This is a genomic window from Paenibacillus sp. V4I3 (genome assembly GCF_030817215.1).
Lineage (GTDB): Bacteria > Bacillota > Bacilli > Paenibacillales > NBRC-103111 > Paenibacillus_E.
This window is the reverse complement of the sequence record NZ_JAUSZA010000001.1, coordinates 6233671-6254927: the sequence shown is the minus strand read 5'-3', so window position 1 is coordinate 6254927 and position 21257 is coordinate 6233671. Positions and strand designations below refer to the sequence as shown.

The following is a 21257-nucleotide window of genomic DNA, read 5'->3' as shown; positions in this document are numbered from 1 at the left end:
GGGGTTTTCAATTCAGAAGGAATTAAATTAGGGGAGGCATCACATCAATGAAACGCCAATTGGAAATGACAAGAACAGGATTTACAGCCATAAGTATCATCGTAGGAGCAGCGGCACTACTCACGGGTTGCGGGAGCGATTCGAGTCCAGCAGCAGGAGGAACTGGAACGAGTACCGCAACGGCTAATAAGGAGCCTTTAAAACTAAGCATCATGACATTAATGTACGCGGAACCTCCCAAGGCAGACAGTGATGTGCAAAAGAAGATCGAAGAATATACGAACACCAAGCTCGATATCTCTTGGGTTCCGAACTCCTCCTACAAGGACAAGGTCAATGTGACGATCGGTTCAGGTGAACTGCCGAAGGCCATGCTCGTGCAAAATAATAAGGACTCCAATATTTTGAGTGCCATTCGTTCGGGCATGTTCTGGGAAGTTGGCCCGTATTTAAGCGCGTATCCCAATTTATCCAAAATGAATAAGTCGGTATTCGACAATATTAAGGTTGACGGTAAAATTTACGGATTGTACCGTGCCCGTGACTTATCGACCTCTGGGATTATTTTTCGAAGTGACTGGTTGAAAACCGTCGGTTTAAGTGAACCGAAAACAATGGATGAGCTTTATAACGTTCTGAAAGCCTTTACATTGAATGATCCAGATAAGAATGGCAAGCAGGATACCGTAGGACTAACGGAAGAAAAAGTGATGGATGGTTTAAATACAGTAGCTTCTTACTTGGGTGCTCCGAATGGCTGGGAAGTAAAGGACGGCAAGCTGAGCCCGGATTTCCTATCACCGGAGTATTATGAAGCGATGAAATTTTATAAAAAACTGTATGACGAGAAACTGATCAAACAGGATTTCCCTGTGCTGAACAATCAACAGAAAAAAGATGATATAAATCAAGGAAAAGCTGGCGCTGTGATTTCCAACATGATTGATGCAGCGGGCTACCAAGCTACGCTTACCAAGACGTTCCCTGGAGCAGATATCGATGTGGTGAGCCGAATTAAAGGGCCTAAAGGGGAAAGGACGTACGGCGGTCAAGGCTATAACAGTGTATTCATGTTTCCCAAGTCGAGTGTGAAGACGGAGGCTGAACTCAAACAGATCCTTGGCTTTTATGATAAGCTGTCTGACCAGAAAATGCTCGATTTGCTCGGATGGGGCATTGAGGGAAGACATTATAAAGTAGAAGAAAGCAAGCCGGTATTCATTGACCAAAAGCTGCAGGACACAGAGGTTGGCTCCAGTTATCTTCAATTGCAAGTAGCGAAATATACGGCTAAAACGACAGGTAAAGAAACAAAGCTGATGGAAAAATACGGAAAAATGATTAGAGACAACGAAGCGATTGCCGTGAATAACCCAGCTAATCCGCTTGATTCTAATACGCAAACGACGAAAGGCAGCGAATTAAAACAGATCATTGATGATTCCCGCACTAAATTTGTGCTCGGCAAGCTGGATGAAGCGGGATGGAAGCAGGCGATCGAGCAGTGGCGCAAAGCTGGCGGCGATAAAGTGATAGAAGAATTCAGCGCGCAGTATGCGAAGAACGCGAAGTAAAGATGTTTAAGGAGGTGATCAAACAGTTCGGACAGCCAGAAATGGACATAAGAGCTTGAAAAAATCGAACAATGGAGGCTCATTTGATGAAAAAGAAGCTCGTTTGGAAGTTGTTGGCAGCAGTATGGATGTTTGCGTTAATTCTATCATTTGTTGTGCCTATTGAATCGGCAAATGCAGGCACGCCTTGGAGAAGCTCGTTATATCCTTCTGATTGGACCCCGGGGTATAAAGATGCGCAAGGCCGGTTTTTTCATGACTTTTCTTATGCGGGCTATTGGAGAGGTGAGAAAAGTATCCCATCCACTCCGCCAGGCGCCACCTATAACGTCGTAACCCAATACGGGGCAGATTCAAGCGGAACCAACGATTCTACGAATGCCATTCAGAATGCGATTAATGCGGCAGGTGCTGCTGGGGGCGGTATCGTTTATTTACCTGCGGGAACTTATCGTGTTAAGCCGCAAGGAACCGCTACAAGTGCCCTCTGGATTAATAAAGACAATGTCGTGCTCCGGGGCTCAGGTAAAACATCAACGTTCATTTACAATGATTCAACGAGTATGCGAAATAAAGCAGTCATCCGTATTTCGCCGCTAACGTCGGCGGATTGGTTTACGCCAACGAATACACCAACTTCCATACGAAGTGATGTGCAGCCGCAGGCGATGACAATTCCCGTTAACAGTGTCAGCGGGTATAGTATCAACGAATTTATTATCGTGCACTCCGATGCTACGGATGCTTTCATTGCGGATCACGGTATGACCGGCAAATGGGATGCATCCTTGAAGGGGCCGACGTTCTACAGGAAGATCACAGGTATTGATGCTTCTGCTAACACGCTTACCATCGATATTCCTATTCGGTATACGTTGAAAACAAGGGATAATGCACGCGTATATAAAATAGGCGAAGCGGTTGCAGAGGCAGGAATCGAAGATTTGTCAATCGGGATGAAGCAGCATACGGGAACAGGTTGGGGAGATTTGGACTTCAATGTAGCTGGCACAGGGGCTTACGATGTGCATGACTCTAAGGGGATAACGATCGTAAATGCCAAAAATAGCTGGGTAGATAACGTTAACAGCTATAAACCTAGTTCCAATAGCGGTGATTATCATTTACTATCCTATGGTATTACGATCAATCAATCTCGTACGGTCACCATCCAGAATACCCATTTTCAGAAACCGCAGTATAAAGGCGAAGGCGGAAATGGATATATGTACGCCATACAGGGCTCGGATAACTTGGTGCAAAATGCTACGGCCACGAACGGGAGACATAACTTCGATTTCAAAAGCATGTGGACAAGCGGAAACGTCATCCACAACAGCACATCGAATACTCCTCGTCTTGCCTCCGATTTCCATATGCATTTAAGTATGGCCAACTTATTCGATAACATGACGATGAACGGAGACTTTATCGAAGCCGTGTATAGACCGTATGGAACGATAGAGCATGGATGGACAACGACGCAATCGGTGATCTGGAATACAAACGGTACTGCTTATGCCACTGGTCAGTCGTCCATTGTGAAATCAAAGCAATTTGGTCAAGGATATGTGATAGGAACTCGGGGAGCAGCTAATGGTGTGACCTATACAGTACCAGCCTCGGATGGCTCCGCGCCGCAGGATCTGGTAGAGGGTATCGGTACAGGATTGGATTTGGTGCCACAATCCTTGTATTTGGACCAAAAGGCGAAGAGAAGTGTCGGACAGCCTGTAAATCTCTTGACAAACCCCGGGTTTGAAACAGGCGATCTGACAGGATGGACGGAATGGCACAATGCAACGCTTGCTCAAAAAGTGGATACGGATTTGCCATGGAGTGGAAGCTATAAACTGACTCATTGGGCGTCGGCTAATTATCAACAAATAACGGCTCAACTGAAGACAGTGCCAAACGGACTTTACTCGGCTAGCGTATGGGTACGCTCAGGCGGAGGACAAAATGCGCTGCAGCTATTCGCTAAAAACTACGGCGCCGCTGAAATTGATGCTGTTATTGGAACCAGTCCAATACCGAATTATACGAAATATACGATAGACAACATCCCGGTGACAAACGGCCAAGTTGAGATCGGCATATGGAATGACGCCAACGGCAATAACTGGGCCGCATTTGATGATTTTGAATTAGTGAGAAAGTAACGTATAACAATCGTTCTATTTAGATCAAAAGAGGCGATGAGAGGCTATTAAGCCACAGGGCCTTTCTCGCCACCGTAAAGTCGAAAAGAAGACGGAGACATGCCGGTAATTGATTTGAAGTGCCGACTGAAGTAATGGACTGAAGCGTAGCCGAGTTTGCTGGCAGTAACCTCTACTTTTTCTTCCTCCAGCAGAAGCTTCTTCGCCAATTGTATCCGTTTACGAATCATGTAGGGTTTCGGTGAGACGCCCATCACTTCCTTAAATAACTGGGCAAAATAGGCATGGTGATAACCGCACTGCTGGGCTAGCTCTGATAAGCTCCACGGATGTTCAGGATGCTCCCTAATCATCTGCAGCGCTGGTCCAATCATGCTTCGCTTGGAGCTATGAAGCGCTGAAATTTCTAATTCTTGGCGAACAATTTGAGCTAATACTTGCATCAGAAGACTTCTTAATACGAGCGAATAGCCGGGCTCCTACTCTTTGTATTCCTGAACAATCTGATACAGCAACCGTTCTCCCGTGACTAGCCTGAAATGATCAGGAATGGTGACGCTGCCATAACCCTCGACTTCAACCGTGTAGTGCAGCGGCGAGTCAAATGGCGGTCCGCCTGCAAAGCGTTCCAGCTTAGCGCCAGGGTGAACAGGCTCTGGAGACACTCGGTGCCAATCGAAGTGCAGGCTGATGAAAGTAGCTGAAATGCTGGGATGGACGGATAGCTTATGCGGTGTACACGATCCATAATAAGCACATTCGCCGGGAAGTAGCGAGTACTTATTGGCGCCTACCCACAAATCCATTTGACCGGACACAACGTAAACAAGTTGGCAATCAGGGATCGTACGGGGACCGAAAACGAAGCCTGCCGAAACATCTTTCTCCACATTTGCATAGTTCACTGTAGGGAGTAATAAGGCTGTCGGTCCGAGCGGGTGAGAAGGTTCCATTTGGCGTGCTCCTTCGTCGATTTGTTATTCTAAGCTACTTCGCTGTCGTTGGCTAAAAACCTTTGAAAAGTGCAACTAGTTCTAATCTTTACGGCAACGACTAGCGAACTGTATGCTGATACACTTGATCTTGTAAGTCGAAACATCGGCTTCAACAATTAGTGGACGGGGGATTAGGCATGCTGACAGCGGAGCAGGTACAGTTGTTTGAACGTGACGGTTTTGTTAAGGGCGATGTTGTGCTGAACGACGAGGAAGTTGAGATTCTGCGTCGTGAGCTGGATCTTGTACTGGAAGGGAAGACCGTTAAGAAACCGGTACTGAATCGCAACTTGGCTTCAGTCCAGTGAATATGGAATGAGCATGGAAGCCAGTGAAACGATTGTTCAGGTTGTTAACATCTGGATGGCCAGCGATATCTACTTGCAGCATGCAGCTAATCACATTTTATGCGAGGATGTTGCACAACTCGCCGGTACGGACACACTGCGCATATGGCACGACCAAATTCAATACAAGCCGCCAGTCACAGGCGGGCCTACGAAGTGGCATCAGGACCATCCGCTGTGGCCGATCATCAAGCCTGCAGAGCTAATAAGCGCATGGGTGGCGCTGGACGATGCTATTGTTGAGAACGGCTGCATGTGGATGGTACCCGGTAGTCATCAATGGGGAGATCACCAGCGGCATTTGCTTCACGGTCCTGACCATATGCCGCAGCATAAGCGTCCTGAACTGCTGCCTGAAGGTGTGGAGATTAAGCCGGTTCCGTTCGAGATCAAGAAGGGTCAGGTTGGCTACCATCACTGCATGACATGGCACGGCTCACTGCCGAATCAATCGCAGATGAAACGGCGTGCAATTGCGGTCCATTATATGCCGGGACATATTCGTTATGAGCCTGTAGGCAATCATCCCATGAATAAGCATGTTCATGTTCAACCGGGCGAACTTTTGACCGGAGACGATTTTCCTGTTGTTTATAAGAAGTAATAAAAAAATTGATTGGGCAAGGTCTATGAACTGTGACCCTATTCGTGGACAATTAATAGAAAGACCCTAAATTAAGCTGTTAAAAGATGGCTCCCGGTATTCGTCGGGGGTCATCTTTTTTAATGTCCATTGATACCGATCGCATTGTCGTTCAGCAACTTCGATGGGCTACCGTGATTACCCATGTTGTAGTTTCTACAACAATTCACACGCCTAAAGGCTATTTTGTAAGTAAAAGTTGTAGTTTGTACACCATTTCGAACCCATTTGTTGCTAAATGGCCTGTCCGGGGCTAAATTGTTGTACATTATGCAACATCGAAATGATAAAGGTGGGATAGCCAGAATTCTTGTACTTTCTACAACATCTTTCAACCGAGAAGATGGATTTATTCATTCAAACCTTATTTCCCCCTACTCCAACTCTTGCCTCATCATTTTTTTGTTTACCGTTAATTGCTTTTAGAGTTGTGACATCATATTTGTTATATAACAATAAAAATATTTTAAAATTGTTATTGCATAAATGTTTTATTTAGTTATACAATATAAAATATAATATCAATCTGTATTGGTACAATGGTTCATATGTTGAAGGGAGAGATGGTTATGAGTAGTTTGGCCTCATCGATGGAGTTTGAAAGAAGGAAATTCACAAACCTTCGCGCCTATGGTTTTCAGCGATCTGTTGCAAAACAAGAAGTTCATAAAGAACACGATGAATGCGGTGAAACTGCTCTGTATCCATTGTCTCCATTGTCTTTGACACTGTACTATGCCTTTGATAATGATGTGGAAGTGGGATAATTGGCGGACTGCGCAACTCATAAAATGATATGAAAGCCTACCGAGTTTTCGGTAGGCTTTTTATTGTTATAGTATATTAATAAAAACAATTAATTTTATAAAACAATATTGAACATTATTTGGTTATGTGTTATATATTATATAACAAAAATAAATCTGTATTAATACATTAGAGGAGGAAACAACAATGGATTGTCCAACATGTCAAGGTAATGGAGATTTAGAGGAAATGAGAAGCACAGATGAGCACTTTCACAAAGAGGGGTCGTCCATCTATTTTGGTCAGGATCGTGTGCTCTGGCCCAACACTTGTCCGATTTGCGGCGGAAGCGGATTTCTAGACGTATCCTTTTAAAAAACAAAACCCAATAAAGGAGTGCATAGGATCATGAGCAAACAAAGTCAACGTGAACAACTGCAAGCAAGCTTGAATTCCAAGCGATTCGAAGGGGTGTCTCGACCTTATTCGGTTGAGGATGTGCTTCGCCTTCGTGGCTCCGTAATCATTGAACAGACACTGGCTGAGCAGGGAGCCAGCAAATTCTGGGAGCGGGTTAACGAAGAAGACTTTGTACCTGCACTTGGCGCTCTAACGGGAAATCAAGCTGTGCAGCAAGCAAAAGCAGGACTTAAAGCGATTTATTTGAGCGGTTGGCAAGTTGCCGCCGATGCGAACTTATCCGGTCATATGTATCCCGATCAAAGTCTTTACCCAGCTAACAGCGTTCCTAGCGTTGTGAAAAGAATTAACCAGGCACTGCAGCGCGCTGATCAGATCCAGCATGCGGAAGGCAAGGGAAGCATAGACTTCTATCTCCCTATTGTGGCAGACGCGGAAGCTGGCTTCGGAGGACCACTTAACGTGTTCGAGCTGATGAAGGGCATGATTGAGGCAGGAGCCGCTGCTGTCCATTTCGAGGATCAGCTCTCCTCCGAAAAGAAATGCGGCCATTTGGGCGGTAAAGTGCTGTTGCCAACGCAGCAAGCCGTAAAAAATCTTATCGCAGCAAGGCTTGCAGCCGATGTGATGGGCGTGGAGACGGTGCTAATCGCTCGTACAGATGCGAATGCAGCAAGTCTCCTGACGAGCGACATTGACGAGATTGATCGACCGTTTCTAACTGGCGAACGATCACCCGAGGGATTCTTTTATGTCCATGCAGGTTTGAATCAAGCGATCTCACGCGGTCTAGCTTATGCCCCTTATGCGGATATGGTTTGGTGTGAAACCTCGGAGCCAAACTTAGAGGAAGCTAGGCGCTTTGCAGAAGCGATTCATGAGAAATTTCCTGGCAAACTGCTTGCATATAACTGTTCTCCCTCATTTAACTGGAAGAAGAAATTAGATGAACCTACGATTGCAAAATTTCAACAAGAGCTAGGTAAACTTGGCTATAAGTTCCAGTTCGTGACATTGGCAGGCTTCCATGCTTTGAATCACAGCATGTTTGAACTCGCTCACGATTATAGAGATCGTGGTATGGCTGCTTACTCTCAGTTCCAACAAACGGAATTCGCTAGTGAATCTCGCGGTTATGAAGCGACACGCCATCAGCGTGAAGTAGGAACGGGTTATTTCGATGAAGTTTCCCAAGTCATTACGAGCGGTACTTCTTCCACAACTGCGCTTTCCGGTTCAACGGAAGAGGAACAATTTGCTCATTAATAGCCATGCCAGAAGGTTTAAGGAGATGAGGATATTGATCGATCAAACCATGCTAAGGGGAATTGAAATCGAACCGACTTCTACGGAGGGGCAGAAGATTCTCACGCCGGAAGCATTAGCATTCGTAGCACATCTTGAGCGTACATTTGGAGCTAAACGGCTAGAGCTGTTGCAGGAGCGCAACTTGAGGCAAAGTCGTATTGATGCAGGTGAGCTGCCGGGCTTTTTACCAGTAACTGCAAGGATACGCAGCAGCGATTGGAGCATAGCGCCGGTCCCTGCGGATTTGCAAGACAGACGCGTTGAGATAACAGGTCCAGCTGGCGACCGTAAGATGGTCATTAATGCGTTCAATTCTGGTGCTTACGTCTACATGGCAGACTTCGAGGACGCCAACTCACCAACGTGGAACAATACGATCGGCGGTCAAGTGAATTTATACGATGCTGTTCGTCGAACGATCGCTTTCACTAGTCCGGAAGGGAAAAGCTATAATCTTCAGGCTCAGACGGCAGTGCTCAAAGTTCGTCCTCGCGGTTGGCATTTGGAAGAGAAACATATGCTGGTTGATGGGCGTCCTGTATCAGGTTCGTTATTTGATTTTGGCCTTTTCTTTTTCCATAATGCAAAGACACAGATTCAGCAAGGAAGCGGACCTTATTTTTACTTGCCTAAGCTTGAAAGCCATATCGAGGCACGTCTTTGGAATGACGTGTTCCTATTTGCTCAGCAGGAGCTAGGTATTCCGCAAGGTACGATTAAAGCTACGGTGCTTATCGAGACGATCGTCGCTGCCTTTGAAATGGACGAAATTTTGTATGAACTTCGCGAGCACAGCGCAGGCCTGAACTGCGGGCGGTGGGATTATATCTTCAGCTATATTAAAAAGCTGCAGAAGCAGCCTCACGTTATCGTTCCCGACCGTGCTCTCGTAACGATGGAATCGCCGTTTATGAAAGCATATTCGCTGCTCGCCATCCAGACTTGTCATAAGCGGAATGCGCCTTGCATCGGAGGCATGGCCGCACAAATTCCGGTGAGGAATGATCCGGAGGCGAACGAAGAAGCGATGGCGAAAGTAAGAGCAGATAAGCTGCGCGAGGTGAGAAATGGTCACGATGGCACATGGGTGGCTCATCCCGGATTAGTTCCTGTGGCAAAAGCGATATTCGATGAGTATATGCCGGCGGCCAATCAAATTGACAAGCAGCTTTCTGGTACCCAAATTACCGCTGAACAATTGCTAGAGGTGCCGCTGGGGCCGATAACAGAGAATGGGATACGGACGAACGTCAGTGTCGGCATTCAGTATTTGGAAGCTTGGCTGCGTGGTTTCGGTGCTGTACCGATCAACAACTTGATGGAAGACGTGGCCACTGCGGAAATATCACGTGCGCAGCTTTGGCAGTGGATCCACCATCCACTAGGAATTTTGGATGACGGGCGTAAAGTAACGGCAGAGCTATTTCAACAGATTCAAGTTGAAGAGATGGCAAAGATCAAAGAAAAGCTTGGGGAAGATGCTTTTCAGCAAATGAAGTTTGACCAAGCAAATGTTCTTTTTACCCAAATGACGGTTTCACCTGAGTTTGAAGCTTTTTTAACCGAAGAAGGGTATCGACATTTGTAATTGAAGTAATTTGAGACAGGGCCTTTATGAGGCTTCTGTCTTTTTTTATTTGGATATACTATAATTATTTCAATGTTATAGAACAGTTCAGCGAGGTGTGAACCATGAGCACGGGCCATTCGGAGCTTCATACGAAGCATGAACAAATTACGAAATATATTGAATCTTTGGCTGTAGGCACCAAGCTGTCCGTTCGGCAAATCGCTCAAGATCTGGATGTGAGTGAGGGAACGGCTTATCGTGCCATCAAGGAAGCGGAAAATATCGGTCTAGTCAGCACCAAACGGCGGATCGGCACGATTCGCATGGAGAAGAAAGAAGAACCCGTCATTGATAAATTAACGTTCGCGGAAATCGTGAATGTGGTGGAAGGCGTTGTGCTGGGTGGTTCTTCGGGTATACATAAGTCCCTGAACAAATTCGTGATTGGCGCGATGCAGCTGGAGGCCATGCTGAAGTATATTGAGGCAGGCAATTTGCTCATTGTCGGCAATCGTGTACAAGCACACATGTGTGCACTAAGTCAGGGAGCTGGCGTGTTGATTACCGGTGGATTTGATACCACGCCTGAAGTAAAGGAGCTTGCTGATGAACTGCAGCTTCCTATTATCGGCAGTTCATTCGATACATTCACGGTTGCTACGATGATTAACCGTGCCATGGAAGATCGCCTCATTAAGAAAAAGATTATGATTGTTGATGACATCGTGCGCAAAGACAGTCCTATTTATTCGCTGCTCGCTATTAGTACGGTCAAAGACATGCAAAAGCTGGTTGAGGAAACAACGCATACACGGTATCCTGTCATCGATGACAATCAGGTGCCGATTGGCATGATCACGACCAAGGACATCATGGGCGCGAAGCCGAATCAGCTCATTGGCACCTTGATGACTCCTAATCCGTTAATGATTAACTTGAAAACGTCAGTAGCATCAGCTGGACATACGATGGTGTGGGAAGGTATTGAGCTGCTGCCCGTCATCGATACCGATCGCAAGATGATCGGTGTCATTAGCCGTAAGGATGTTATGAAAGCAATGCAGCATATGCAAAGGCAGCCTCAGAACGCAGAAACGTTCGAAGTGCAGATCTATTCGGGGATCGACGAGCTACGAGATGAGGAAGGTAAGCTGTATTTTCAAGGAACGGTTACCCCGCAAATGACGAATTTTGAAGGATTAGTCTCCGAGGGTATACTGACAACGATTATGATTCGTGCGGCTTATCGCACGGTTCAGGAGCACAAGAAAGGTGATCTTATTCTGGATAGTTCTTCCAGCTATTTTCTGATCCCGCTGCAAATCGATGACGTCATCGAAATCGTACCCTCGATCGTGGAGATGAGCCGCAGATTTTGCAAAATTGATATGGAAATCAGGACGAACGGCACTAGAGTAGCTAGATCCATGTTTACGGCACGTATTTTATAATAATAATCTTAAAGGAAGAATGGCCACCTGTGGAGGTGGTTATTTTTGTTTTGTGCAAGCATAAGTTTGCTCTGAAAATGATATGTATTATTTAACTAAATGACGAAGTGCGGGCTGGTTATCTTTGATTTTCTAATTAATCTGGGGGAGGAGTCGCAGTCAATGAATGCATGGATATTCTACTTAATGCTAGCTTTAGCGCCTTGGGGGAATGTGGGGAATCAGGATGATCACCTCAATGAGGTTTGCTCCAGCATAAATGAAAGCGCAATCATAAGATCGGAAGTGGATACGAAGGTTATTCATTATACCAATCAAGCTATTTTTCTTACTTACCACCATCTGGATGACAACGAGTCATTTGTGACGATTACCCCGACAAAATTTAATCAGCACCTCCAGGTATTAAAAGAAAATCATTATAATGTGATCCCGATCGAAGATTATAGCTGTTTTCTAGAGCATCGAAAGTCAATTCCCCCGAATGCTGTCGTGATTACATTCGATGATGGCTATCGATCCTTTTATGAGAAAGCATATCCTTTACTGAAAAAACAAGGGTTCCCGGCAACTAACTTTGTTGTTGTAAGTTATCTGGATTCTGATTATCCGTCTTTACCCTTTCTGACTTGGAAGCAAATTCAGGAGATGAAACACGATGGGTTCAGTTTCTATTCTCATACGTTTAACCTTCACCAGAAAAAGAGGGGTGACGGTGTGAATGCCGTACCTGCTCTAACGAATCGCCTTTTTCTGGAACAGGAAAAACGGTTGGAGACGGAAGAGGAATGGAGAAAAAGAGTTTGTGAGGATCTTTGGATGGCCGAAGCCATGTTAAAAACGCAGCTAGACAATAAGCTATCCATGCTATGTTTCCCTTATGGGGAGTATAATCAGACCGTTATGGATGACGCGAAAGAGATGGGTTTCCGTTATTTTATCACGACAAAAGAAGGGATCAATTCGGGGGATAGCAGAGAAATAAATCGGTTGAATGTCGGCATGCCCTATGTTTCCGCGGATAACTTTCTCAAAAAGCTGCAGAACTATGATCGTAAAAAGTGATAGGGGGGCTGTCCCTCAAGGTCTATTGACCTTGAGGGACAGCCCCTTTTTTTCATATAAAATGTAGATGAGGATATTCCTTATTTACGTGAGGCTATCTTCATCAGCGCTACCAGATTGTTCTGTCCGTGCTTCTGCTAATTGTGCATGTGCTTGGTCAAGTTGTTCGTGTGCTTGCTGAACAGCTCTTCTGCGATGATTACTAATCGATTGTGCTTGATTCAGTTCGCTTAGTGCATCAGCTACCGCATTATGGGCTTCAATTTCTGCACTTTGTTGTTCGGATTGTTGGTTAGACATGGCATACATCTCCGATCTATTGTTTTATTAGGCAAAGTTAATATTGCCACAATTTGACTAAATCATGCGTTATCCGTATCGAATAAAAAAATAATGAAAGGTGGTAGAGCAGTCCACTTTTTTTCAAAACTTGGCTGCTTTTTCACGAGGAGCTAACATGTCTTTACACGATTAATCGCAAATGATAAGATTCAAATCATACACGATATATAATGTGTAATGAAATTGAGGGGGCTAATCCTGCATGAATGAATTGAAGCTATGGTATACCACCGCTGCGCTGGACTGGTCGCAAGGGCTGCCAATAGGCAACGGGAGACTAGGTTCCGTCATCTATGGTGGAATCGAGAAGGAAACCTGGAGTATGACGGAAGTCACTTATTGGTCTGGAAAAACGGAGAGGATCGAAAGCCATTCAAGGGGCAAAGCTGATCTTGATCAGATGCGGCAGCATTTCTTCGCAGGGGATTACAAGCGCGGGGAAGAGCTAGCTCAGCTGGCACTGCAGCCTAAGAAGCAAAATTTCGGTACGAATTTGCAGATGTGTCATCTAATCCTGAATGTGGAGCATCAAGGTAAAGATCTTCAGCGTGTACTAAACCTTGAAAACGCTATCTTTCATATTTCTTACAGCGTAAATGGGAATAACTTTACCCGGGAAATATTTGCTTCGCACGCGGACGATATTGTGGCTTCGCGTTTTTGGAGTGAACACAAAGGGGGCATTTCATTCACGTTAGGAATGGAAGGTCAGACTGAAAATTTTACGAAATGGTTAGCTGAGGACGCTACAATTACTTTTGAAGGGCAAGCGACGGAAACGATGCATAGTGACGGTAAGTGCGGAGTTTTCTGTCAAGGCATGGTCAAAGTGGTGTGCACAGGGCGGAACCATTGTTGTAGAGGGAGATCAAATCGTCGTAAGAAACGCAGATGAAGCATGCATCTACTTTGCCTCTAATACCGATTATGGAAAAAGCGATGGTGGCTGGCTGCAGGAATCGGGCCGGCAATTGGAACATGCCATAGCCAAGGGCTACGCACGAGTTAAAGAAGACCACATATCCGATTATCGCGACTTATATAAACGAGTGAGCATGGACTTAGGTCATTCAGACGTGTCCCACCTACCAACGGATGAAAGAATTCGTCTTTTCCAGAACGGACAAGATGATGATCCGCAATTATTTGCCTTATTTTATCAATATGGCCGCTATTTGATGATTTCCGGTTCACGTGCCGATTCTCCTTTGCCTCTAAATTTACAGGGCATTTGGAATGATGGCGAAGCCAATCGTATGCAATGGAGCTGCGACTACCACCTGGACATCAACACACAAATGAATTATTTTCCAACGGAAGTCAGCAATCTGGCAGAATGTCATATCCCTTTAATGAATTATTTGGAGATGTTATCGCAAGCTGGCCGAACGACAGCGCATGACTTTTATGGATGCGAAGGTTGGGTGGCTCACGTATTCTCAAATGCATGGGGGTTTACGGCTCCAGGCTGGGAAACTTCATGGGGACTGAACGTTACAGGCGGCTTATGGATTGCAAGCCAACTGCGAGAGCACTATGAATTTAGCTTAGATCGTAAGTTCTTAGCGCAGCAAGCATATCCTGTGATGAAAGAAGCCGCCGCCTTTTTCCTCGATTACATGACGCTGCATCCACAATATGGGTGGCTTGTAACTGGCCCTTCTAACTCACCGGAAAATAGCTTCTATATCGAAGACAACGTTTATCAATTGTCGATGGGATCAACACTCGATCAAGTGTTGGTTCGTGATTTATTCGTCTTTTGCTTGGAGGCTGCCGATACGCTGCAATTGGATTTCGATGTGCAAACCAAGCTGAAGCAAGCCATCGCTAAGCTGCCACCCCTTCGTATTGGCAACCGGGGACAATTGCAGGAATGGCTGGAAGATTATAAAGAAGCACAGCCGGATCATCGTCACCTATCTCATCTAATCAGTTTACATCCGGGTAACCAAATCACCCTAAGAGGCACTCCGGAACTGAGTGCCGCTGCAAGAACCACCTTAGAAAATCGTATGTCTCGCGAGGCGTTGGAAGATGTTGAGTTCACGGTCGCCTCTTTTGCAGCGAGCTTCGCTAGACTAGAGGACGGCGAACATGCCTATAAGCATTTAACCCATTTAATCGGTCAATTGAGCTTCGATAACTTATTAACTTTTTCCAAACCGGGGATTGCCGGAGCGGAGAAACACATATTTGTTGTTGACGGAAATTTTGGAGGGACAGCGGCGATAGCCGAAATGCTGCTGCAAAGTCATGCTGGAGAAATTAATTTACTTCCCGCCCTGCCTAAGAAATGGCATACAGGTAAAGTTTCAGGACTGCGGGCCAAAGGAAATATAGAAGTTGATATCGTCTGGGAGAACGGTGAGTTGATGGAGGCCACTATTCAAGCGTTCTCAGCGTGTCAAACATTTCTGCGTTACCGTGAACAAAGCGTTCCGCTCGTTCTAACGCCAGATAACGTCTATAGCATCGACAAGCAGTTGAACGTGACTCAGAAGGAATAAGGAAATCTGTATGGTCAACGACCCAATTGTACCTATGCGATAATGCCCTGAATCTATATAATCAGTCGTGTGGTAAGCGCTATCAAATAGATAAGGTACAGTTTTGCATGGGCTGCAATTCGGGAGGTTGAAGTATTGAATTCACAAGAACAAGCACGCAAACACGCCATTATTTACGATCGTCCGGCAGCAACCTTTTTTGAAGGGGCATTACTGGGAAACGGGGGGTTGGGGGCAGTCGTAACGACTCGACCCGATTCGGTACTTATCCATTTTGGACATAACAACGTATGGGATATTCGGATCGCCGAAAATAATCAAGAACAAATAGGAACCTTTGAAAGCTTGTTCGCCAAACTGAAGGACATCCCAGACACGTATGCTTCATTAAGCGATGAAGAATGGTACCGCGATTATGTCACGATGACAAGCGAGAACTACAGCTTCCCATATCCTAGGCCGATGCCGTGCGGCTCTCTACTGCTAGGCTTCGACCCACGGACTACAGAAGTACTAGGACATTCGCTGCATATTGATTGTGGGATATGCGAAATCCATTTCCTGAATGAAGGGGCTTCGACCACGCTGCAGGTTTTTGTCGACCAGCAAGCTGATCGTCTATGGGTGGCGATGAAGGATTCTGATCAAGCTGGGAAGGCTGCTACTTTCTTCAATCGATTGAAGCTAATTCCAGATCCTTCCACACCCAAAGAGATTCCTGCATTCCGAGCTACAACCGATGCTTCCAACATGCAGTTAGCGTTCCACCAAACGCTTCCCTTCTCCTGCCTAGAAGAAGAGATGCGAGATGGGCATCCTCGCGACCGTGCGTTCCGCTTATCAGCGAGGATCTCACCATCGATTACGGTACAAGAGTGTGGTCATGATCTGGAAGTATTGCTGGGTAAAGAATCAGGTTTCCTAGTTTGCATCCAGTTAGAAGAAGGACTTGACTCTGTCATTAGTCATGAGATAAAGCCGATTGATCTACCGACAAATGAGTCTTTTGACCATGCGTTGTCTGGTTCGTTGGATAGTTGGAACGACTATTGGTTACGTTCGGGCGTAACATTGCAGGATGAATTTCTAGAGCAAGTCTGGTATCGGAATTTATACTTTTTCCATTGCGCTGTGAAACCAGAAGCCACTTGCCCAGGATTGTTTGCTAATTGGAGCTATGGCTTGATTGGTGCTGATTGGCATGGCGATTATCATATGAATTACAATACACAGCAGCCATTTTGGGTAGCGTTTTCTAGTAACCATGTAGATAAACATTTGGCCTATGTGAACATGGTTGATCATATTCTCCCTATCAGCCGAAAGTGGGCGAAAGAATATTACGGCCTTCGCGGTGCTTATTACCCGCATTCCGCTTACCCAGTGGACATGAATATCATGCCATACCCAGTGCCGCACTGGGGCTGGGAAATATGTGAAACACCATGGACTGTGCAGAGCCTTTGGTGGCATTATTTGTATACGATGGACAAATCGTTTCTAGCTGAGCGTGCCTTCACACCTATGAAAGAAGCCGTATTGTTTATGGTCGATTATATGAAACGTCCAGAAGCACACGGAGAGGAATGGGGCGATGACCGGTATCATATTTTCCCAACCGTCGTGCCAGAATTGTATGAGTTAACGCCCGGCTTCAAGAAAAACAGCGATTGTATCGTCGATTTGACATTAACGAAGTTTCTGTTCAACGCTTTCACCAAGGCGTGCGACGTGCTTGAGCGAAACGAGGAAGAAGCTGAGCTACTCGCTGAGGTCCACGAGGTTTTGCACAATTTCCCTGACTATCCGACGGCGGAGTCACAGAGGGGTAAAGTATTCGTTTCCGTTCCGGGTGAAGATCCCGAAGTCGTGTATAATGTCCCTAACGGGGTTTCAACGATTTTCCCAGGAGAAGACCACGGCTTGCATACTTCGCCTGATCAATACGAGATCGCCGTTAATTCCTATAAGAATCACCGAAATGAAGGAGGAAACGATCTTGTTTTCTATCATCTTGCCGGAGCCCGATTAGGTCAGCTTGATCTGGAGCGTTTTAAACGTCAAATCAAATACTGCCTGCTTCCAAACGGAACATGCACAGATAAACTACTGCAATCCGGTGGACGGTATTCGGATACAACGGCTTTTGATTATATGGGATCGATGGGCATATGGTTTGAAAATTTTGCATTGCCCGCTGTTATCAATGAGTGCTTGATGCAAAGCTATAACGGCATCCTTCGCTTTTTCCCTAACTGGGACATAGAGCAATATACGGAGTTTTCCACGCTGCGTGCGGTTGGGGGCTTTCTTGTAAGCGCTGCAGCTAATCGGGAGGATGTCCTATGGATAGATATATATAGTGAGGCTGGCTCCCGGCTTCAGATCTATAGCCCTTGGGAAAAGGGTGTTAGATGCATACACAGTAGAGGGGAAGAACTGCTGACAGGGAACATCATCACGGTGAATACCGTCAAGGGTGAGCATATTCGTTTAATCAGAGCTAAGTTATAAACCTTTTATGAAATATCAGAAAAGACCCGACTAGGGGTTTTTTTTGTTGAAGAATCATGCTAACTTGTAAAAGAACGTATTCCGAAACCTCCAAAATGGAAGGGAGAATTGCCAGTGCCCAAGTATTCCAGATTATTTCGAAGGTTTCTGATCTCTTATATCGTTATTTTGATCATCCCCAGTATAGCGGGCTATATGTCATACCGTACTTCGATCACGGTCACACAATCGATTTCCATTGAGAATAATGTGACGCAGCTTCAAAAGAGTCAAGAGATTCTGGAACGCAGAATGGCCGAAGTTGAAAGTTTTACGAGACAACTGGCTTTAAACCAAGACTTGAGTGTCCTTTTGAACGAAAAATTGGTAGATGATAAAGCAAATGTGTATGGGATCTGGAAAATAACGAGAGATATTAAGGCCTACAGCCAAACGAATGACTTTTTGAAGCATTTTTATATTTATTTGACTAATTTTAACGTCGTTGTGACACCAGGCAATGCTTTTTTTCGCCCTGAGCATTATTATCAGACTTCGCATTACAGCAATCTTTCCTTAGACGAATGGAAAAAAACGGTACTAGAAAAAACGCATAGAAGCGAAATCATGCCGCTGAGCCCATTTGTGAATAACGGAACGCAAACCTCAGTTATCACCTTTATGCAATCGCTCCCATTAGACAGCTTTAGTGATTCTTCACCGGCCACGGTTGTCACCATTATTGATGAACAAACCATCAACAGTGTATTGTCTGGTTTAAGAGATCCGAACGGCGGTTGGATGCATATTAGCGACGCAGAAGGACATACCATTAGCTTACAGGGGATCAGTCAACAGGAAATGGATCAATTATCCGCGGATAGCCGCTTCGATAAAGGGAAAGTCAGTCAATTCTATGCAGATGATCTCGTGATAAGGATTCAATCCAAATCAACAGGGTGGGTATACAGCACGGGCATTCCAAAGCACGTTTTAATGGAGAATGCGAATAAAATTAAGTACATCACTTGGTCGGTGACTGGTGTTGCTCTACTGATCGGGCTTTTTGTTGGTTTTATGCTGTCTTATCGAAATACAGCCCCGATCAATAGGCTGCTTAGTGTAATGAAAGAGCAGTTTGGCAAGGAAGCAACGTCAGAGCGCAATGAATATGATTTCTTGCAGGGTAATATATCCAATATCATTACCAACAACAAGCGCCTTGAGTCTGAGCTTAATCGGCAGCTGCCATTAATTCGCGATGCCTTTTATAAAAGGTTAATTGCGGGAGAGTTTCAATCGAGGGATGAATTGATATCTGCTGCCGCGCAGGCTGACACTGGGCTAAATATGAATGCCGGATATACGGGTATTCTGCAAATCAATGGTTACTCCGGCATGGAAAGCGTAGAAATTCTCAACGAACTGAATGCGGCCAGACTCATCCTAAAACAGATTTTAATTGATTCAGGAAGCCACCTGCATGTTCATATGACTGATTTGGGTTCAGATCGCATCGTAACCCTATTTACGTCAGGTGAAAAGGATGAAGGTGAAGAGGTTGGTAAGGAAGATATCGAACAACTCGTGGCTAATCTCGCCCATCTGGCTTTTACCGATTATCGAATTACCATTACTGCAGCGCTAAGCGATCCCTTTTCCTCTGTCATGGAGATCAGCCGTTCCTATGAACAAGCCAGGCAGGCCTTGGAATACGCCGTATATATGAATAGAAAAGGAATCGTTTGGTACAGTGATACCCGAGTTGAGAGTAATACGTATTATTATCCAATCGATGTGGAGCTGCGATTAATTAGTACGATTAGGGCAGGCGATGTGGATGAAGCCGAGCGGATCGTCAAGTCGATGATCGAGCAAAATACGGAAAATCGAGAGCTATCTGTGGAGATGAAGCATCAGTTCATTGGAGAAGTGAAAGGAACGCTGCTTAAATTACTCGACCAGAAGGCTCTCATGGAATCCCCTATGTTCGAGAAAATTAAAAATCGGATTATTAGCATCCAGGCCACGGAAGCCATCGAGCTGATTTCGCGTGAAATCAATGAGATTATCTCAGCCATGTGCGGCCTCATCACGAGTAAAAAGAACGATGCACATATTAAAACAGTGAAGCAAATTAATGAATATATCGCTGAAAAGTATTCAGATCCCGATCTAAACCTATACCGGATAGCTGAGATTGTTGAGCGTCCAGAAAAATACATCTCCCAATTATTTAAAGAGGTAACGGGGACGAATTTATCCGATCATTTGGAAAAAATTAGAATGGACCACGCAGCGATTCTTTTAAAAAGAAACCAATATAATGTGGATGAAATCGCTTCTCATGTTGGCTATAACAGTTCACATTCCTTCCGAAGGGCGTTCAAGCGAGTGATGGGCGTATCGCCAAGCTCGTTCAGACAGTCTCCAGAAGAATAAAAATCCTAATCGCTGAGGCGGTTAGGATTTTTTCTGTCTTATATGACTGTAGCGGGAAAAATGGCCGTTCGAATAGGAAAAATGTCCGCTGAATTCGGGTTATTTGTTCGCAAAACGACGCAATTGTACCTATACGAGGGCCGCAATAGCCCCCTATAATCAGCCATATAGAAAGCGCTATCATAACTGCATGAGAAGTTTAGGGGGGAGCATTTTGGAAAAAGGAATTGTAATTGAACGCAGCAGAGTGGCACCAAAAGAGCGTGGTGGCCTCCTTACAGCAGCGGCAAAGAGTTTTAAAAAACACTGGCAACTGTATCTTATCGTCATTCCGCCAGCCTTGTTTTTCCTTATTTTTAAATACTATCCTATGTTGAATGCCGTCCTTGCTTTTAAGGATTACAACGTCACTAAAGGGATATGGGGAAGCCCATGGGTGGGATTCAAACATTTTAAGTTGTTTTTTGATAATCCGATTTTCTGGACGTTAATTAAAAATACACTCCTCATCAGCGGATACTTGTTAGTCGTCGGGTTTCCTATTCCAATTTTGTTGGCCTTGGCGCTTAATGAAATACGCAACGGCAAATTTAAGCGGTTTGTTCAATTGGTTTCGTTTGCTCCTTATTTTATATCCACCGTCGTTATGGTATCGATTATCATGCTTTTTCTAGCACCACGGCTAGGCTTCGTTAATGTGGCGATGAATCATTTCGGACTGGGATCTATCAATTTTCTCGGGGAACCCGGCATGTTTCGCTCGATTTATGTGTGGTCGGATATTTGGCAGACGGCAGGCTATTCGGCAGTTATCTTTTTGGCTGCGTTAGCAGGAGTGGATCCTTCGCTTTATGAGGCAGCCAAGGTAGATGGCGCTTCACGGTTTCAGAAAATCCGCCATATCGACTTGCCCGGCATCATGCCAACCATCACGATTGTTTTCATTTTGAATGTAGGGAGTGTCATGTCGCTTGGCTTCGAAAAGATCTATCTGCTGCAAAATCCGCTGAACAAGATAAATTCCGAAGTGATTGCCACTTATGTATATCAAATAGGTTTATTGAACGCGAACTATAGTTTTGCTACAGCGGTTGGATTGTTTAATTCCGTTATCAATTTAATTCTGCTTGTTAGTGTAAACATGGTAGCAAAACGATTATCGAACACGAGTATCTGGTAAATAATGGA

18 protein-coding genes are annotated in these 21257 nt (G+C 45.1%); 15 read left to right on the top strand and 3 right to left on the bottom strand.

Annotated elements, in window-relative coordinates; all coding sequences use genetic code 11:
* The first annotated feature begins 47 nt into the window (after positions 1 to 47).
* The gene (locus QFZ77_RS29090) at positions 48 to 1574 is read left to right on the top strand and encodes an extracellular solute-binding protein (protein WP_307444905.1); all 1527 of its coding nucleotides are present in this window, start codon (positions 48 to 50) and stop codon (positions 1572 to 1574) included.
* A gap of 86 nt (positions 1575 to 1660) precedes the next feature.
* Positions 1661 to 3736: a glycosyl hydrolase family 28-related protein gene (locus tag QFZ77_RS29085; RefSeq protein ID WP_307444903.1), complete on the top strand. Its 2076-nt coding sequence runs from the start codon at positions 1661 to 1663 to the stop codon at positions 3734 to 3736.
* 47 nt (positions 3737 to 3783) lie between these two features.
* On the opposite strand, the gene QFZ77_RS29080 is transcribed toward QFZ77_RS29085, so the two are convergent.
* On the bottom strand, positions 3784 to 4179 hold the full coding sequence (locus QFZ77_RS29080) for a helix-turn-helix transcriptional regulator (RefSeq protein ID WP_307444900.1): 396 nt from the start codon (positions 4177 to 4179) through the stop codon (positions 3784 to 3786).
* 36 nt (positions 4180 to 4215) lie between these two features.
* Positions 4216 to 4689, bottom strand: coding sequence for a cupin domain-containing protein (locus QFZ77_RS29075; RefSeq protein ID WP_307444898.1), 474 nt, complete (start codon positions 4687 to 4689; stop codon positions 4216 to 4218).
* Between the two features lie 179 nt (positions 4690 to 4868).
* On the opposite strand from QFZ77_RS29075, the gene QFZ77_RS29070 reads away from it, so the two are divergent.
* From QFZ77_RS29070 to QFZ77_RS29035, 8 genes are all read left to right on the top strand, one after another.
* Positions 4869 to 5039, top strand: coding sequence for a hypothetical protein (locus tag QFZ77_RS29070; RefSeq protein WP_307444895.1), 171 nt, complete (start codon positions 4869 to 4871; stop codon positions 5037 to 5039).
* A gap of 7 nt (positions 5040 to 5046) precedes the next feature.
* Positions 5047 to 5682, top strand: coding sequence for a phytanoyl-CoA dioxygenase family protein (locus QFZ77_RS29065; RefSeq protein ID WP_307444894.1), 636 nt, complete (start codon positions 5047 to 5049; stop codon positions 5680 to 5682).
* Between the two features lie 608 nt (positions 5683 to 6290).
* Positions 6291 to 6488, top strand: a complete 198-nt coding sequence (locus tag QFZ77_RS29060; protein WP_307444892.1) for a hypothetical protein — start codon at positions 6291 to 6293, stop codon at positions 6486 to 6488.
* A gap of 187 nt (positions 6489 to 6675) precedes the next feature.
* Complete coding sequence (locus QFZ77_RS29055; RefSeq protein WP_307444891.1) at positions 6676 to 6843, top strand: hypothetical protein; 168 nt, start codon at positions 6676 to 6678, stop codon at positions 6841 to 6843.
* A 33-nt stretch (positions 6844 to 6876) separates the two neighbouring features.
* Positions 6877 to 8154 (top strand): isocitrate lyase, encoded by a 1278-nt coding sequence (gene aceA / locus QFZ77_RS29050; RefSeq protein WP_307444889.1) that lies wholly within the window; start codon positions 6877 to 6879, stop codon positions 8152 to 8154.
* 49 nt (positions 8155 to 8203) lie between these two features.
* Positions 8204 to 9784, top strand: a complete 1581-nt coding sequence (gene aceB, locus QFZ77_RS29045) for a malate synthase A (protein ID WP_307449932.1) — start codon at positions 8204 to 8206, stop codon at positions 9782 to 9784.
* Positions 9785 to 9888: 104 nt separating this feature from the next.
* Complete coding sequence (locus tag QFZ77_RS29040; RefSeq protein WP_307444888.1) at positions 9889 to 11217, top strand: DRTGG domain-containing protein; 1329 nt, start codon at positions 9889 to 9891, stop codon at positions 11215 to 11217.
* Between the two features lie 162 nt (positions 11218 to 11379).
* On the top strand, positions 11380 to 12282 hold the full coding sequence (locus QFZ77_RS29035) for a polysaccharide deacetylase family protein (RefSeq protein WP_307444886.1): 903 nt from the start codon (positions 11380 to 11382) through the stop codon (positions 12280 to 12282).
* 84 nt (positions 12283 to 12366) lie between these two features.
* Here the strand turns inward: QFZ77_RS29035 and QFZ77_RS29030 are convergent, their stop codons facing one another.
* Positions 12367 to 12582 carry a hypothetical protein gene (locus QFZ77_RS29030; protein ID WP_307444884.1) on the bottom strand — a complete coding sequence of 72 codons (216 nt, stop codon included), beginning with the start codon at positions 12580 to 12582 and terminating at the stop codon, positions 12367 to 12369.
* A gap of 244 nt (positions 12583 to 12826) precedes the next feature.
* Here QFZ77_RS29030 and QFZ77_RS29025 point away from each other — a divergent pair, with 244 nt between their 5' ends.
* From QFZ77_RS29025 to QFZ77_RS29005, 5 genes are all read left to right on the top strand, one after another.
* Entirely contained in the window at positions 12827 to 13519 is a 693-nt protein-coding gene (locus QFZ77_RS29025; protein ID WP_307444882.1) for a glycoside hydrolase family 95 protein, read from the top strand.
* Complete coding sequence (locus tag QFZ77_RS29020; RefSeq protein WP_307444881.1) at positions 13413 to 15134, top strand: glycosyl hydrolase family 95 catalytic domain-containing protein; 1722 nt, start codon at positions 13413 to 13415, stop codon at positions 15132 to 15134. The genes QFZ77_RS29025 and QFZ77_RS29020 overlap by 107 nt, the downstream gene beginning before the upstream one ends.
* A gap of 135 nt (positions 15135 to 15269) precedes the next feature.
* Positions 15270 to 17648 carry a glycosyl hydrolase family 95 catalytic domain-containing protein gene (locus QFZ77_RS29015; protein ID WP_307444880.1) on the top strand — a complete coding sequence of 793 codons (2379 nt, stop codon included), beginning with the start codon at positions 15270 to 15272 and terminating at the stop codon, positions 17646 to 17648.
* Positions 17649 to 17762: 114 nt separating this feature from the next.
* Positions 17763 to 20069: a helix-turn-helix domain-containing protein gene (locus tag QFZ77_RS29010; protein WP_307444878.1), complete on the top strand. Its 2307-nt coding sequence runs from the start codon at positions 17763 to 17765 to the stop codon at positions 20067 to 20069.
* A 214-nt stretch (positions 20070 to 20283) separates the two neighbouring features.
* Positions 20284 to 21249: an ABC transporter permease gene (locus QFZ77_RS29005; protein ID WP_373462668.1), complete on the top strand. Its 966-nt coding sequence runs from the start codon at positions 20284 to 20286 to the stop codon at positions 21247 to 21249.
* Positions 21250 to 21257 lie beyond the last annotated feature (8 nt).